A 15,567-nucleotide genomic window follows, 5' to 3' on the forward strand; every position below is an offset into this window, starting at 1 on the left:
TTCTGTATGCTGTTATTTATCAGAGATCTTTTTCTTTTTGAAAAGTCTCATGACCAGTGATTTATAGTAAGTAAGATCAAAGAGTGCGGAATCGACTGTGGCTTTATAGGTTAAGAATGCCCCAACGGGCGATAAGACAATAATTGCCATCCATATACCAACCACAGGGTGTATATTCCCCTGATTAGCAGACTTTTCTGCTACCGTAGAGATGATATGGTAAAAAAGGAAAAAGATAATGGCCATGACTACTGGTAAACCCAGGCCTCCTTTGCGGATAATTGCCCCTAATGGCGCACCAATAAAGAACAGCATCAAACAGGAAACTGCCAATGTAAATTTTCGCTGATATTCTATTCTGATCCTGATCAGGTTTGCGACTTTATCATCATGATCCGGAATCCGGCCTTCTACCGTTTGTTTAATAGAATTAGCCTGATCCAATGCGGCCTGAACAGTATTCACCCTTTTATCTTCCGGAAACTCAGTCAGGATATTATCGTTAATTTTTGCCGGCGCAACTTTAGCCTTTGTATAACCTTTGGTATAATTGTTCTGCTTGTAATAGTTGCTGATATTCACCCTGGCATAACGGTTTACGCTATCCAGTTCTTTAGTCAGGGAATCTGATTTATGGGTCAGACCTTTGAGGTTCAGCATCTGATTATTTGACCGGAAACTATTCTCATCTGTCCTGTTCATTTTAAAACTTGACAGATCAAACTTTTGCTCTGTTTGACCAAAGCGCATCCGGGTTAATTGCTGCCTTGGATCATAGCCCTTATTCTGTCCGCTGGACTCTTCGTATCTTACACCATCATTCAGTTTTAAGATCAGGTACTGTTTATCTTTTGTGGTATTCATGGTACCATCTTTAGCCACAATGATTTTTGCTACCCCCTGATTTCCGGTATGGTCATAAATCATGATTCCTTTTAAAGAGGTCCCATCCGCCCCTTTTTCATCTACACGAATTGAATAACCGGGAATACTATTATTGAATACACCTTCTTTAATCAGAAAAGACAATTTCTTATTCCTGACATCCCATAACAGGGAGCCAAATTTAAGGTTGGCTTTTGGCAGCATGTATTCTGAGAACAGAAATGAAGAAAAAGCGATACCGATGATCAGTACCAGCAATGGCCGCATAGCCTTTTGTAAGGAGATCCCTGCAGACTTAATAGCCACCAGCTCATAGTTCTCCCCCAACGTCCCGAAAGTCATGATAGAGGACAGCAATATCGCTAATGGCAAAGCCATCGATACATTTGCAGCCGAAGCATAAAACATCAGCTCCACTATCGTATACCATTCAAATCCCTTTCCGATCAGATCATCCACATATTTGAACAGGAAAAACATCAGCAAAATAAACATCACTATAAAAAAAGTGACGATAAATGGTCTTATGAATGCTTTAAGAAGTAGTATGTGTATCTTTTTCAATGTTACAAATGTAGGCAATGCAACTCAAATACTATACACCAATTATTAGACTACGCTCCGATTACACTATGGAGGTAAGTAATCTGGTTATCCCAAATCTGGGTTCTTTCTTTAAGTGTTTCTTCAGTTGCGAAATCAGTAATAGACAGGGCTACATCGTTCGTTAATTCATCCTGTACAATTTCCATTTCAAAATAACAGTGTGGTTCATCATCAATCCATTTGAACTTAACCATCTTATTCTCTTTAAAACTTAACATTTTTGCTTTCTGCACTTCATCATCCCAGGTGAAGGTATAAACCTGATCACGGAAAACCACATCATCAGCAAACCATTGAGAAAGGCCATTTGGCTCACTTATAAAACTAAACAAAATACGCGGAGACGACTTCAACTCATATTCCAGGGTAAATTTTTTCTTTTCTGACATCTTAAATCGCTTATATCTTGTTATTTGTAAATTATTTTTATTTTTTTTCCTAAAGAAAAGTATTTTATTCTATATTTGCAACTCTTAAAAAATAAGAAGCCCACGGCGGGGTAGCTCAGATGGTTAGAGCGCAGGATTCATAACCCTGAGGTCGGCAGTTCGATCCTGCTCCCCGCTACTTGATAATCAAACCTTTAGATGAAACACTCTAGAGGTTTTTTTATGTCTTAAGGTATTCAAATATACCTTTTCCGTGTGCTGTCTACCACCATGTGCCTATTTCAAATATAGTATAATAACTGAGAAACAAGCAGAATAAACATATTTTGAGCAGGAAGCAGGTTATTATTTAGACGTATCTTCTCGCTCGGCCTAAATCTTCCTTTAAAATCCATTTCTATACCTATATATTTTGTTATAACAGACCATACTATTATGCCAGACCGCATTCTGAGGCTTATTATGATGAATGAGACCATACCTGTTCGGCGCAAGCTACTGTTTAACCATCCGGATATATTTTTGGTCACAAGCATTAAGTTGCACATAATGATTCATAGCATTGCCAGAATTTTGTATCATTATCTCATTATTTAATAAAACCGCTCTAACACCTACAGGTAGCTTAAGTGATTGCGGCTCCTCGTCTTCTTTTAATTGTGAAATGTCACCTTCGTTAACAGCCCAGGTTATGCCGGTAAAAATAAGATACCTTGCTTCTGGCTTTTCACCATGTAAAACCTTCAGGATGCCCTTATAAGTAGTCCCCGCTACATATAGTTTATAACGGTATAAATTTTTAACTTTTATGATTTCTACACTAATGTCACAACTGTCATCAGATCCTTCTATTGCTCTGCTAACATAGTTACCTTCAATACGCACAGAAGCACCAGTAGCATAAATGGGCCGATGAGGTTTTTGCAGGATAGTGTGACTATCAGATATGTTTAATAATGAAGTTGAATTTTTGATTACTGCTGGTATTAAATCCCCTATCTGGTCACCAGCGAATAAAAAATTTGCGTTTAGGAAAAGGAATAAACTTAAAGTACCCATGTTTCTATTTATTTAAATTGTGTATGCATCAACTAATACATCCTGTTATCATATTCTTTAATGTAATGTAAAAAAACAAAAAATTATAATATAATTGATATATCAATTATATTTACGTCAATGAAAATCAAAACTACAGCAGAAATTTTTCTCTTTCTCGTACTCTTTTCTTTAACGACTATTTGCTGTGCTCAAAATAACAACCGGGATAGCGTGGTTAAAGCAATTATGGCACAGCATCACATCGCCGGTTTATCCGCAGCTATCATTGATAGTGGTAAAATTAGCTGGACCGGGTATTATGGCTATCAGAACATAGCGCAACATAAGCCCGTAAATGCCCAAACCATATTCGTCGTCGCCTCTACCTCAAAGACCGTTACCGCAGCAGCACTGATGCAGCTTTACGGGAATGGGAAATTTAAAATGAATGACGATATTAATCAATATCTGCCTTTTAAAATCATCAATCCCAATCATCCAGAACTGCCCGTCACTTTTGCCCAGTTGCTTCGTCACCGTTCGGCTATCCAGGACAACATCACATACATGGGTCAGTTCTGGAACATTAATAAGGGAGATCCGACTATTCCACTGGGTACTTTTTTGAAGGGTTATTTAGCTAAAGGCGGAAAAAACTATGATGCTGCTAAGAACTTTTATAATGAAAGACCCGACAGCGCCTTTCACTACAGTAACATAGGTACCGCATTAATTGGCTATTTAGTAGAACGCATATCTGGTATGCCTTTTGAACAGTATTGTAAACGTTACTTATTTACCCCATTGGAAATGAATGCTACTTCCTGGTACCTAAGTGGGATTGATACGACCCGGCTGGCGATGCCATATGATTACAACGATTCGCTGAAAAAATTTGTCCCACTGGGGTTTGGAGGTTTTCCCGACTATCCTGCCGGTACGTTACATACTACGGCTGCGGAGTTTGCTAATTTTCTAATTGCATGGACACAGGATGGCAAATTCAAAAATGAACAGGTATTTAAGCGGAACGCCGTGCAGCTATTAACGCCGGATGAAACCAATTTAGGTTTTTATGCATGGTTCTTAAGGGGCACAAATAGGGGCGAACTAATATACAACCATACAGGTGGTGATATGGGCGTAATGAGCTTTATCGCGTTTAATCCAAAAACAAAAAAAGGCATTTTGTTTATGATGAACGGTTATTTAGAATCCCGTGAAGCCTATATAAAACTGATCAACATCTTCTATTATGGTACGCTTTAATCCAAACGTTTCATTTTTTTTTAAATTACCTTATAACAAACAGATTCATGAGTGAACAGCAAAACCTGGAAGATATATTATTCTATTCCCTCGAACGGTCAATCAAAAGTTACCGGCAATTTGCACAGCAACAATTGATTAAAAAAGGATTTGAGATCACAATTGATCAATGGCTGCTGCTGAAAACAGTTCATGAAAATCCTGGACAAACACAAAACCAGATTGCTCAAACTATATTTAAGGACTTTGCTTCTGTTACGCGTATGGTAGAATTACTGGTAGAAAGAAAATATATATTCCGTAATCCGCACCCAACAGACCGTAGAAGATTTCATCTGAAATTAAGCGAAGTCGCTGTCAAACTATTGGATAATATGCAACTTGTGATTGAAAATAATCGGAGAATAGCTTTAAAAAACATCAGTGAACAACAAATTTTACAGTTTCAACAGGTTTTGGATGTTATCTATAATAACTGTACAGCCTAAACAAAATTATTCAATCTGAACATAGTGATTCATCGCGTTTGCCGAATTTTGGATTATAATCTCACTGTTTCTTAAGATCCAATTTATGCCAGCAGTCTTGCAGAAATAGCATTGATCGATATCATTGACAATACAGATGATCTCTATGATCTGACTTATGCAAATGCGACGCTAAATACAATGGGAACGCCAAGAGCTATTCCATCTCTGGAAAAGCATCTAAAAAGCAGAAAAAAGGATGTAAAAGATTCGGCACGGTATGCAATTGATGAAATTAAAAATCAGAAAACAGGAAGCGCAAAGAAAAAAAGGAGGCTGACTACAAAAAAAATGGGTGAGTTTTAATTGTAAAAACAAAATCAGCCTCCAATTGTAAAAGTAAATTTAGTCAACCAGATATTGACTTGATTAGCGGGACAACTCGATCATGGCAGAAAGTTCCTTAACCGCAGCTTCATTTGGTGACAGAAATCCACTTGTTTTAAAGCGTATTTTACCATTACCGTCAATTACAAACTTTGCAGGGATTCCACTTACACCAAATGAAGACACCGCAGGGTTCTTTTTCGTCTCCGGATTTTTAACATCCATATACAAGGGCAGATCCAGGTTATGGGTCAACAAGTAGTTCACAGCGTCCGATTTAGGATCAGCAACATGCTCCCAGGTGTGTATGAACAGAAACTTCACATTCGGATCATCCTTGTATTTGTTGACCAACAGCTGCATTGCCGGAAGAGATCTTTTACATGGCCCGCACCAGGTAGCCCAAAAATCAAGAACAATAATTTTCCCCTTAAAATCTGACAGCGAAACTTCGCTGCCATTCAGGTCTTTAACTTTAAAATCTGGCGCCTGTTCGGCTATCATTTTAGCTATTAATTTACCTTTATACTTTGCTTCAAACTGACTGGTTAACCCAGCCAGGTAAGCGTTTGCATCTTTCCCAGGGTTCAGTTTTGAGTAAGCATTTTTCAGTTCGTCCTTAAAATTATTATCAGCTAAACCTGCCATCACTGTTTTTTCCATCTCTGGAAATGCTTCCTGGTATCTCCCCGTTTTACTCATCAAATAATAGTATTTTGCAGTCATCCCGGCACTTTTCCCTGCCATCTGATCATAGCACTCCTTAATAGCTGCAAAGGCTTTGTTATGGTCCCCCAGCTTATCCATCACCTCGCTATACACATTTAACAAGAACAGCCGGTCATCCTTAACATTAGTCTTATTCGCTAATTCTTGCTGAATTAATATTTCTGCAGCCTTCGCATCATAGGTCATGAGTTCCTCTGCAACTGATCCAACATACATAATACGTGCAGTTTCTGTAATCTGATTAAAATAGAATAAAGCTTTCGCTGAGTTTTTCGCCATAACGAAATTATCTACGAGTGTGGCTCTGTACTGGTCAAAATTATCACCCGGATGGGCTTTGATCAGGCGCGTAAGAATAGCTTCTTTTTTTGAAAGATCGATTAACATCTTCAAAGAATCAAGACTTGCTTTATAAGGCGGTCCTGCCTGCTGGCTGTATGCTGCGCATCCTATAAACAGGATAGCAATAAGTATAGATAGTTTTTTCATTTCGATTAAAAATTAAGTAATCTTCTTTAAATTGAGTGTATAGTCTATAGATTTTGACGGGCAGCGGCAACTTGTACAATTTCACCAAAGCCAGTAAATTTTTTGGTGTAAGTATTATTGCTGAATTGTCCCTGGCCATTGATGTCGAAATAATAAACCTCACCTGCTGTACCGTTATTCACACCGATCACCAGTTGCTTACTGGTACTACGCAGCATTTCAATATCTTTAATTACATAGCTTCCGGGGAATGTATAAATCAGGCGTGCTGATTGCGCAAGCATATCGTATAAATACACCTTATTGTCAACAGTATAATAGAGTTGTTTTAAGATGGATGATGTTGCAAAGTTAGTTGCATTACCAATTTCCGGACTATTCTCCATTTTTTGATTAACCCCTGTGGCGCTGTTGTTAGAGTCACTTGTGATGGACATTAAGTAGCGGCCAGCGCTATCTTCCATGATGTAATACCATTCAATTCCTTCATCGCCTAACGTGGTTACGCCGCGGTCATAAGCAATCATTTTTTTGCCCACGTTTGCCATGTCAAAAGAGTCGGATGTTGTGGTTGTTGCAGGTGCATATTTCAGAAATCTTGACAAAATCTCCATCTGCATGAAGCGCATTGTAGTGTTATCATAAAAATAGGTCAGGTTAAAAGTGCTGGGAAAAACACCAGGGAATAAATCATAATTGCCAGGAATGCGTTGGGTGAGCGGCTTAACATTATCAGAGTTTGTACCGGAAATGCCAACGTACAAACCGCCGTCCGCAACAATAAACTGTTCAAATTTTGAAGTGTTCATCATAAATACTGGTGCCATTTTGAACGGAAGTGGTGTAGCTAAACCTGGAAGTACCGAACTTTTATCACCAAGCTCCAGCCAGTCGTTCATATTAAACCGATACGCATTCTGATCTGTGAAGTAATAAAAGAAACCACCCTTCCCAAAATTATATAAGGCTAATGCCTTACCGGGATAGCTTTTATTGTTGGCCACTTCCATAGGATTGTCAAAAATCACATCGTCCGTGCGGATCAAAGAAACCTTACCTTTCCCATTCTTGTTATTGACGATATACCAGCCATCCGGATAGGCCCCGGTCACGATAATCGTATAACGCTGTAGTGTAAAAATACCATTTCTATTACTCGTCACCTTATAAATCATCTGATAGGTACCTGGACTTAAGGTTACTTTGATACGCAAATTTTTAGATTCAGCAATCACATTTGAATCAATCTTCCAACTGTAGGTAAATGAATCACCTGCAGGCAATGTTTCTGCTAGTGTTGGTGTGATGATCAGCGAATCCAGTTGAGGTAACGTAAAGCTGGTTTTTGTATCCGTAATCTTAATGTCGTTGATTGGCTCATATTTAAATGATTGATTGTCCTTACGGCAGGCAAATGTTAGCATGATCAGCACAGCCAGGCTAAGCTTTAAAAAGTATTTTAAATGCATAATATTTAAATTAAGGGAAAGAAATCTGTTGACCTTTCTCATCTAACAATGGACCATTCGCAGCTTCATAAGCGGCCAGCGCATTTCTTAAGGTAACCGGGAAGTTCAGCAGACCGTCAGAACCAATCTTCTCGAAAGAAAAATCTGTTATCCCCAGGACCTTCACCATGAACTTGTATTTCACAGCGCTGAATTCTCCAAAATCCGTAAGGAGATTATCCCAATAAGCAGGTTCAATATACTGGCTGGTCACATCAACCTTCAGATATCTGAAGTTCTCTTCAGTAATCTCGTCATTGCCAGGAGTCTGACCAAAAGTCCCTAAAGTAAAGTCCTTGGTTTCTGCTGGCTCCAGCACAATTCTATAAACATGACTTGCCATTCCGACAGAGTTGATCAGCACAAGAGGATAATTAAAGAGGTAAACTCCAGGTGGAATGATGGCTTCTTTCAATTCAAAATCCACGCCTGAGGTTGCCGTTGTTCCATCAGCTGTTTTCAGCAGCACTGTACGCGGCCGATCAGACAACTTTCCGGTAAGTCTTAAGGGTATATACATCGTGTCCCTTGTTTTTTCAGTGCTTTGTAAGGCAAAAGAGTAGCTTCTCACTGCTGTGGTATTTAGTTGTTGGTAGGTATAGGCAAAGAAACTAACCCCATCCTTTCCCTGATAGGTTTCTAACGCTTCTTTCTTGCAGGAAAAAAGGCAGATGACCATCGTCACATATAATAAGTATTTCATGATACAAGTTTGATTAGTTAGCATAATTCGGATTAAATTGAAGTTCAGAATCTGGTATAGGAAGTACATACTGCTCTGGTGCCATATTTATCCTGCGGAATTGCATTCTTAAGGCTTTGATGCGCTTATAGTAAAAGAACAATTGCCCTTCCGCATAAAATTCCTTCTGATACTCCTTGGTGATCTCTGCTTTAAGCGCATCGGCCGTAATCGTATTTGGCAAATTTGAAATTCCCCTGTTCAGGCGTACCGTATTTAAATAGTCTACGCCGGTTGCAGGCGTTGACGCAGTTTCAGCCAGTATATAGTACATCTCAGAAAGACGTATACCTGGTACATACTGATCGAGTAAATTGTCGGTGATTGTAGTTGTAGAGTTGGATGTCTGCCAGAATTTAGAAGGGAACAAGACTCCTGCATCGCGCTCAATGCGATATGCCCATCTGATGTCTGAAACGCCTCCTGATTTGGTTTCGTAAAGCGTAGAAAAGTCACTCTCAGGACGGGTAAGAGTCTGGTCTGCAGTCCCTCTGAATCTAAAATAACTCTGCACAGTGGTTAGTATGTCCCTTACTCTGATCATAAACACCTGTTCATTAAAATACAAGCGGTCACGCGCAACTATTCCGGAGCCAACGTTACTAGCTTCTGCCTGGGTTATAAAATTATATTTCGCCGAGTTAATCACCACGGTTGCAGCGGCAGCAGCCCCGATGTTATCGCCACTATATAACCTGATTCTTGCTTCCAGTGCTTTTACACCATAGTAATTAAGCTTATTCCGCCTGGTTCGTAAACCGCTGGTCACAATTGGATCAACCGGTAGTAGCAAGCTCTCCGCTTCTTTCAGGTCGGCCAGTGCAAATTTGACCACATCTGCGGTTGTTGCCGGCATAATTGCATTTTCATTAACGTCCTTTTTGTAAGGGATAGCTTTTAGATTGGCACCCGCAGTATATTCAGGCCCAAACATCCGTAATAAATCAAAATGTATAAATGCCCTTAAAGCCAAAGCTTCACCACGCAGCAGTGCATACGAATTATTCGATAGCATAGAGCGGCCAGTTTCTGTGTGGCTAATTATTTTATTAGCTGCGGCAATTGCAGTGTAACTGGAAGACCAGATGTTATTGGTATAACCGGTAACTTCTGTTGAAGTATAGTTCAGGAGTTGTGTCTGTTGTAGCAGAACTGGCGATTCAGTTGCAATTGTTGCATAATTTTGAGCCAGCGCGGAAACGAAGCCCATAGAAAGGTTATTTCCATAGAGGTTGTTACTGGCAAGCTGGCCATAGACTCCTGATAAAGCCTGCTGAAAACCGGTTTCCGAAGTAAACAATTGCTCTTCTGACAAACTTGTTTTTGGCGTTACATCCAAAAATTTTTTACAACTGAAAGACGTCGCACATATGGCCACAATTCCTATTATTAATGTTGTTCTTTTCATTGGGATATGAATTTTTTTGAATTTAAAATCTTGCACTCAGACCGAATGTGTATTCTCTTGCAAACGGATTATCTGTGCCGCGTTCAATATCAATTGTACTGAAAGTGGCCAGGTTATTTGTTGTTGCGCTAACCGTAATATTCTGCAAGCCTAATTTTCTAACAAATGCCGTTTTGAACTGATAGCTTAAATTAACAGAGCTGAGCTGGATGTTATTGTCGTTTTGAACAAAACGTGAGGTTAGTTTCGTTTGTGTTGGTGAGGAAGTAATCCTGCGGTATGGACTTATACTGCCAGGACCGGTCCAACCCAGATCGTAAGCTCTCCGGTCCACATTATTACGTGCATCAACAGCTTCCACACGATTTAACAAAGTACTGTTATACAGTTGAGCACCATAATTGTAATTAATGCTGAAGTTTAAGGCAAAACCTGAATACATGAAATTTGAATTTATTGCACCGGTCCATTTAGGGCGTGTATCACCAGCATAGGTCTTATCATTGACATCCCAGACAAAAGTTGGGGTGCCGTCCGCTTTCAGATATACTTCCTGCCCGGTAACGGGATCAATACCCAATGATTTCACTGCATAAATAGCCGTTGTTGACCTGCCTTCAATAAACTGGGCATTTTCAACCGTCTGATTGGTATTATTGGTATTTAGTGCAGCATTAAAGGCTTTAAGCTTATCAGAAACTTGTTTTAGCACTGATTTGTTGGTAGCCGCATTCACAGAAACATTCCATTTTAAGCCATTACGAGGTCGGGATAATATCGTATAGCCCAGTTCAAGCTGCAATCCTCTGTTCTGGATTTTACCTAAATTTTCGGTATAGGAAGGAAAGCCGGTACTCGGCGCAAGTGAAACTGTAGTCAGCGCATTCTGGGTTACCTCATTGTAAAACTCCGCATTGAAAGTCAAACGGTTGTCCAGAAATGCTGAAGCAATACCTACGTTCGATTTGAGTACTTGCTGCCAGCTCAGATTCGGGTTTCCAAGTCCGCCGGGAACGGCACCTACTTCCCCAAAATAACCGGACGATGTGCCCAGGTTGTACCTGAATTGCGCTGCATAAGGATCCTGTACAGAGGTACCGGTAGAGCCATAACTACCACGAATCCTCAACAAGTTAATCACATCACTGTCTTTAAAATATTCTTCGTTGCTGATGTTCCAGCCTAAGCCTGCCGACCAGAAATCACCAAATTTATTATTTACCCCATAAGCCGAAGAGCCATCCCTGGTATAGGTGAAATCGGTAAAGTACCGGTTATCATAAGAGTAATTGGCGCTTCCGGAAAAGGAAAGGTTGTTTATGGTGCTTTCGCTTCCCGTTGGCCTGCTGTCTAAATATTGAGCAGCAAACAGGATATTATCTAAACGATCAAAAGGGAAACCCTGCGTAGATACGGTATAGGAATCAACATGTGCTTTGGCAACCCTGAAGCCTGCATATACAGTAATACCATTTTTTCCAAAATTCTTATTATAGTTTACTGATCCCGTGCCGTCCATCATAAAGGAAGCGGTGTTATTGATAGAATAGGTACCCCGTTGACTTGGATCGGCTATATCATTAAACCGGCTGTCCAGAGCCGAATAGAAATTGTCTATCGTTCCATTTACTTTGGTGATTCCCAGGGCGCCATTAAACCATAATGATTTATTTACATCGTAACGAACTGTGGTGTTGTTTCGTAAATTAAAATTCTTGTTTCTGTCATTAATGGTGTTGTGTGTGACGTCCATCAGTGGATTTGCCACAACAGAGCCTGCGTTACCGAAGCCCATGTTAATGTTTTCCAGGTATTGGTTTACGTTGCCGTTTGCATCATAAGGCTTCCAGTAGGGGTTCAAATTCAGATACTGACTGAATTCTCCATACGGAGAAGCATTGGAGATCACCTGGGTTCCGATGGTATTATTCTGGAATGTCAGTTTATTCGTTTTATAGCTCAGCGTAAAACTTCCCGCATAATTTTTCCTGTCCTGCCCCTTCATTACCCCCTGTAAAAAATTGCTGCTGAAAGACAGGTTAAAGGTCAGCGACTGGTCGCCGCCACGTAAAGACAGGTTGGTCCTGTTATTGTAACCAGTTCTAACAGGAATAGATTTCCAGTCGGTGTTCACACCGCTTAACATTGCTTTGTATCTTTCTGCATTGATATACTGGCCTCTATAACTGTCGGTGAGTCCAACACGCTTTTCGAAATCAAGTTTCTCTGCCGAATTCAGCATGTGATAAACAGAAAGATCCGGAGATGATAACGTAAAATTGTTATTGATAGAAACTTCTACCTTTCCTCTTGGAGGGAGGATAGTGGTGACAACCATGACACCGTTACCGCCACGGGAACCGTACATTGCAGTAGCTGAAGCATCCTTTAATAAAGTTACTGAGGCAATCTGGTTCATATCCAGGTCTACAATAGCCTGCAGCGAAACTTGAAAACCATCCAGAATAAATAATGGCGTATTGGGATTTCCCACAAGTTCTGCCCCAAGGGTAGGATAGGAAGTCTGGCCACGCATAGTCACCTGCGGAAGTGTATTAATGTTACCGCCTGTAACATTGTTCGGAATCATTCTGAAAGACGGATCCAGAGCAGCAACGGCAGTAAACAGGTTGACCGGACTCACCGCCTTAAGCTCTGCACCAGTCATGGCTTTGGCAGCCCCGGTATAAGTACTGACCTTCCTGTCAACAATTCCCGTAATTACCGTCTCATTCAGTCCAAGCATATTCTCAACCATATAAATGTTGTAATTAGAGTTGGCAGAGATAGGTACTTCAACGGTCTTATAGCCGACAAATCTGAATTCCAGGGATTTAGCACCATTGGGTATGCTTAAGGTGAATTTTCCGTTTTTATCCGTCTCAACGGCAGATTTTGTTCCCTTAATGAAAACTGTAACCCCTGGAATAGGCGCGCGGTCTTTCGCATCCCCTACAAAACCAGAAATGATTTCCTGATTGATCACGGTACGTGCTTTGATGACCACAGTTTTATTGCGTATAATAAAATCCAGGTTTTGTCCAGTAAGGACTTCGTGAAGCACAACTGGCAATTCAGAGTTTTTAACATCAATGGTCACTGGTGACGAATTTTCCAACAAGTTGTCTGTATAAAAAAAATTGTACCCAGTTTGTTGGTTCAACTCCTTAAAGATAGATCTAAGCGAAGTATTAGCTTTGGTCAGGGTTACTTTTTGGGCAAGGCTCGACGCACTTACCTGCATAAAGCATGCTATTATTATTACGATGGTTAAGCGCATAGTCAGCAATAATTTTGGGTACAGCCGTTCAGGCATACCAAATTTCTTTAAATATTGATACATTAGTTGTCGGTTTGGTTGAGCAGCCTCTTATGCCTTGAACCGTAAGGAGGACTGCGATTATAACTTTGATTTTTAATTGAATGTTCCAAACTTTGACCAGGTCCGGATGGGTAGTCCGGGCTTGGTTTTGTTGAACATATTGTGGCTAATGTAATTTTCTTTTCATGTGGTGTGGTTAAGGTTTAATATTCTGTTAATTAATAGTTTAGCTCTTTATTTTGACACATACACGGTTCTTCCCCTGATTTCAAAATGGGCTTCTCCGGTTGATTCTACAATCTCAAGGACTTTTGACATTTTATCAAATCTTGAAACACTGCCACTAAACCGCTGCCTGGTTTTTTCGCCAACGTAAATGACTTCAACATTATACCAGCGCTCAATCATTTTCATGATGGTTTCAATGTGCTCACTTTCGACTACAAATTCATTATTTTTCCAGGCAACAGCCAGGTCTGCATCCGTTTCATTGAGCTGCAATTTACCACCAGCCAGCACAGCCTGCTGCCCTGGCTTCAGGATTTTGGAAATTCCCGATGCCGACAACTTCACACTTCCTTCCAGTAAGGTGGTTTTTTCTACTTCGTCATCAGCATAACTGCTGATGTTAAAGTGCGTTCCCAATACTTCTACCTCTTGCTTGTCTGTCTTTACAATAAATGGATGATGCTTATCCTTCGCTACTTCAAAATACCCCTCACCGGCAAGCTTAACCACCCGTTTTCCATTTTCAATCAGAGAAGCGGTATAAGTGAGGCTCGAAGCCGCATTTAAATAAACAAGTGAACCATCAGGCAAACGTACCTGGTAAGTTTCTCCCCGGGCGGTAGATAAAGTATTAGAGGCATTCGGATCAGAAACCTTTTCATTAATCTCATAGACCAGCCTGCCATCACCAGATTTAGTGATGATTATTCCCGCTTCCCTGCCAATTTCTCCCTTCGAAGCATTCGCTAAACTGATCTTCCTGCCATTTGCCAGTGTAAGTGTGGCACCAAAATCGCCAGGTTTAGCATCTTGTACTACTACTGTGGCAGCAGCGCGAAGTTTGCCTGACTTGTAATTGAAGAAATAAACGCCCATGCATACGATGGCCAAAGTGGCTGCAACAGCGGCGATTTGTAACCAGAGTTTAAGTATTTTATTTTTTCCGGCAGGTACAGGTACTGCTGCTGCATGAATTTGAATACGCAAATCGCGGTCAACTTTTGCCAGCACCCCGGCAATGGCAGCATTAGTTTCATAACTTTCATCCTGAGTTTCTAAAACATCAATGATCATGTCTTTCAACAGTTCCTGATCTTCATCAAGTTGAAAGTAATCCATCAGACGCTGTGTTTCCTCAAGGTTACAGGTATTGTCCAGGTATTTTTTGAATAGTATATGGAGTTGATCAGATGATTTCAAGGCTCAATTTTTACAGCTAATACGGAGCTGAGCAAAAATATCCTTAGTCTGTTAATAAAAAATTAACAATTAATTTCCAAAATCAATGATAAGCACTAAAAACCTTTGAGTAAAACACTTAAAAACAAAGAAATTGTAAGCGTAGAGGAATTCTTAAAATATGTTCTGAGAAATCTATTGGCTTGCAGCATATGGCTACTGATGGTTTTGGCATTGATCCCCATAATCTCCTCTACTTCTTTATAAGATTTACCTTCTAATTTGCAGAGTGTGAATACCATTTTACGCTGAGGGGGCATCAGGTTTACGACCTCCTGCAATTTCAGGGCCTTCTCTTTACTCAGTATATCTTCTTCAATATGAACGTACAGTTCTGAACTTGAAGCCACCATTTTAGCCAATAAACGTTTGTCTTTAGCCACTTTCCGATAATAATCATGTACCAGGTTCTCTGCTATAAGAAAAAGATAAGATTTAAAAGACTTTTCAGGATCAATATTTCTCCGAACTTCCCATATTTTGAAAAAAAGCTCTTGCAGTATTTCTTTGACCAGGTCGTCAGATTTGAGAAGCTTGAACAAATTTCCAGCAATCCGGAATTTATAATTGTTGTAAAGTATTTGAAATGCAAGTTCATCACCGTTTTTCAATTGTAGCAATAAAGACTTCTCATCAGTTTGATTAATGTTGACCATTCGTCCTGCAAGTATACATTTACTAAAAGAAACAAGGTAATAATAATTTCTGGAAGATGCACTGATGCGTATTTCCGTCAGACCAGTAGAGAAATCGTACAACATCATTGGCAAAAAAATATTAACATTTTATAGGGTACAATCCAAACAGTATTAACATAAATTTTCCATATTATAACCATCAACTCTTACGTTTAGTGCA

13 protein-coding genes and 1 tRNA gene are annotated in these 15,567 nt (G+C 39.9%); 4 read left to right on the top strand and 10 right to left on the bottom strand.

The genetic code is table 11. From position 1 onward, the window contains the following. Positions 1–12: 12 nt before the first annotated feature. Positions 13–1,449: an LptF/LptG family permease gene (locus AB3G38_RS13595; protein WP_367864437.1), complete on the bottom strand. Its 1,437-nt coding sequence runs from the start codon at positions 1,447–1,449 to the stop codon at positions 13–15. A gap of 50 nt (positions 1,450–1,499) precedes the next feature. Continuing rightward, a complete protein-coding gene (locus AB3G38_RS13600; RefSeq protein WP_041882351.1) occupies positions 1,500–1,880 on the bottom strand; it encodes an START-like domain-containing protein in 381 nt (126 codons plus the stop codon). 104 nt (positions 1,881–1,984) lie between these two features. On the opposite strand from AB3G38_RS13600, the gene AB3G38_RS13605 reads away from it, so the two are divergent. Further along, positions 1,985–2,058 (top strand) — tRNA-Met (locus tag AB3G38_RS13605). 317 nt (positions 2,059–2,375) lie between these two features. On the opposite strand, the gene AB3G38_RS13610 is transcribed toward AB3G38_RS13605, so the two are convergent. Then, on the bottom strand, positions 2,376–2,939 hold the full coding sequence (locus AB3G38_RS13610; protein WP_367864438.1) for a hypothetical protein: 564 nt from the start codon (positions 2,937–2,939) through the stop codon (positions 2,376–2,378). Between the two features lie 120 nt (positions 2,940–3,059). Here AB3G38_RS13610 and AB3G38_RS13615 point away from each other — a divergent pair, with 120 nt between their 5' ends. The 3 genes from AB3G38_RS13615 to AB3G38_RS13625 all read left to right on the top strand — a co-directional run bounded on the left by AB3G38_RS13615 (position 3,060) and on the right by AB3G38_RS13625 (position 5,023). Then, complete coding sequence (locus AB3G38_RS13615) at positions 3,060–4,190, top strand: serine hydrolase domain-containing protein (protein ID WP_367864439.1); 1,131 nt, start codon at positions 3,060–3,062, stop codon at positions 4,188–4,190. Between the two features lie 47 nt (positions 4,191–4,237). Next, complete coding sequence (locus tag AB3G38_RS13620) at positions 4,238–4,678, top strand: MarR family winged helix-turn-helix transcriptional regulator (protein ID WP_367864440.1); 441 nt, start codon at positions 4,238–4,240, stop codon at positions 4,676–4,678. A 111-nt stretch (positions 4,679–4,789) separates the two neighbouring features. Beyond that, the gene (locus AB3G38_RS13625) at positions 4,790–5,023 is read left to right on the top strand and encodes a hypothetical protein (RefSeq protein WP_367864441.1); all 234 of its coding nucleotides are present in this window, start codon (positions 4,790–4,792) and stop codon (positions 5,021–5,023) included. A gap of 63 nt (positions 5,024–5,086) precedes the next feature. Here the strand turns inward: AB3G38_RS13625 and AB3G38_RS13630 are convergent, their stop codons facing one another. The 7 genes from AB3G38_RS13630 to AB3G38_RS13660 all read right to left on the bottom strand — a co-directional run bounded on the left by AB3G38_RS13630 (position 5,087) and on the right by AB3G38_RS13660 (position 15,473). Next, positions 5,087–6,262: a TlpA family protein disulfide reductase gene (locus AB3G38_RS13630; protein WP_367864442.1), complete on the bottom strand. Its 1,176-nt coding sequence runs from the start codon at positions 6,260–6,262 to the stop codon at positions 5,087–5,089. A gap of 44 nt (positions 6,263–6,306) precedes the next feature. Beyond that, complete coding sequence (locus AB3G38_RS13635) at positions 6,307–7,731, bottom strand: PKD-like family lipoprotein (RefSeq protein ID WP_367864443.1); 1,425 nt, start codon at positions 7,729–7,731, stop codon at positions 6,307–6,309. Positions 7,732–7,741: 10 nt separating this feature from the next. After that, positions 7,742–8,473 (bottom strand): DUF4843 domain-containing protein, encoded by a 732-nt coding sequence (locus AB3G38_RS13640; protein WP_367864444.1) that lies wholly within the window; start codon positions 8,471–8,473, stop codon positions 7,742–7,744. Between the two features lie 13 nt (positions 8,474–8,486). Beyond that, on the bottom strand, positions 8,487–9,920 hold the full coding sequence (locus AB3G38_RS13645; RefSeq protein WP_367864445.1) for a RagB/SusD family nutrient uptake outer membrane protein: 1,434 nt from the start codon (positions 9,918–9,920) through the stop codon (positions 8,487–8,489). Positions 9,921–9,942: 22 nt separating this feature from the next. Beyond that, the gene (locus AB3G38_RS13650) at positions 9,943–13,263 is read right to left on the bottom strand and encodes a SusC/RagA family TonB-linked outer membrane protein (protein ID WP_367864446.1); all 3,321 of its coding nucleotides are present in this window, start codon (positions 13,261–13,263) and stop codon (positions 9,943–9,945) included. Between the two features lie 213 nt (positions 13,264–13,476). Beyond that, a complete protein-coding gene (locus tag AB3G38_RS13655; protein WP_367864447.1) occupies positions 13,477–14,670 on the bottom strand; it encodes a FecR family protein in 1,194 nt (397 codons plus the stop codon). A gap of 95 nt (positions 14,671–14,765) precedes the next feature. Further along, positions 14,766–15,473 (bottom strand): RNA polymerase sigma factor, encoded by a 708-nt coding sequence (locus AB3G38_RS13660; protein WP_367864448.1) that lies wholly within the window; start codon positions 15,471–15,473, stop codon positions 14,766–14,768. Positions 15,474–15,567: the final 94 nt, after the last annotated feature.

The sequence above is a fragment of the Pedobacter sp. WC2423 genome, assembly GCF_040822065.1.
In the GTDB taxonomy this organism is placed as follows: Bacteria; Bacteroidota; Bacteroidia; order Sphingobacteriales; family Sphingobacteriaceae; genus Pedobacter.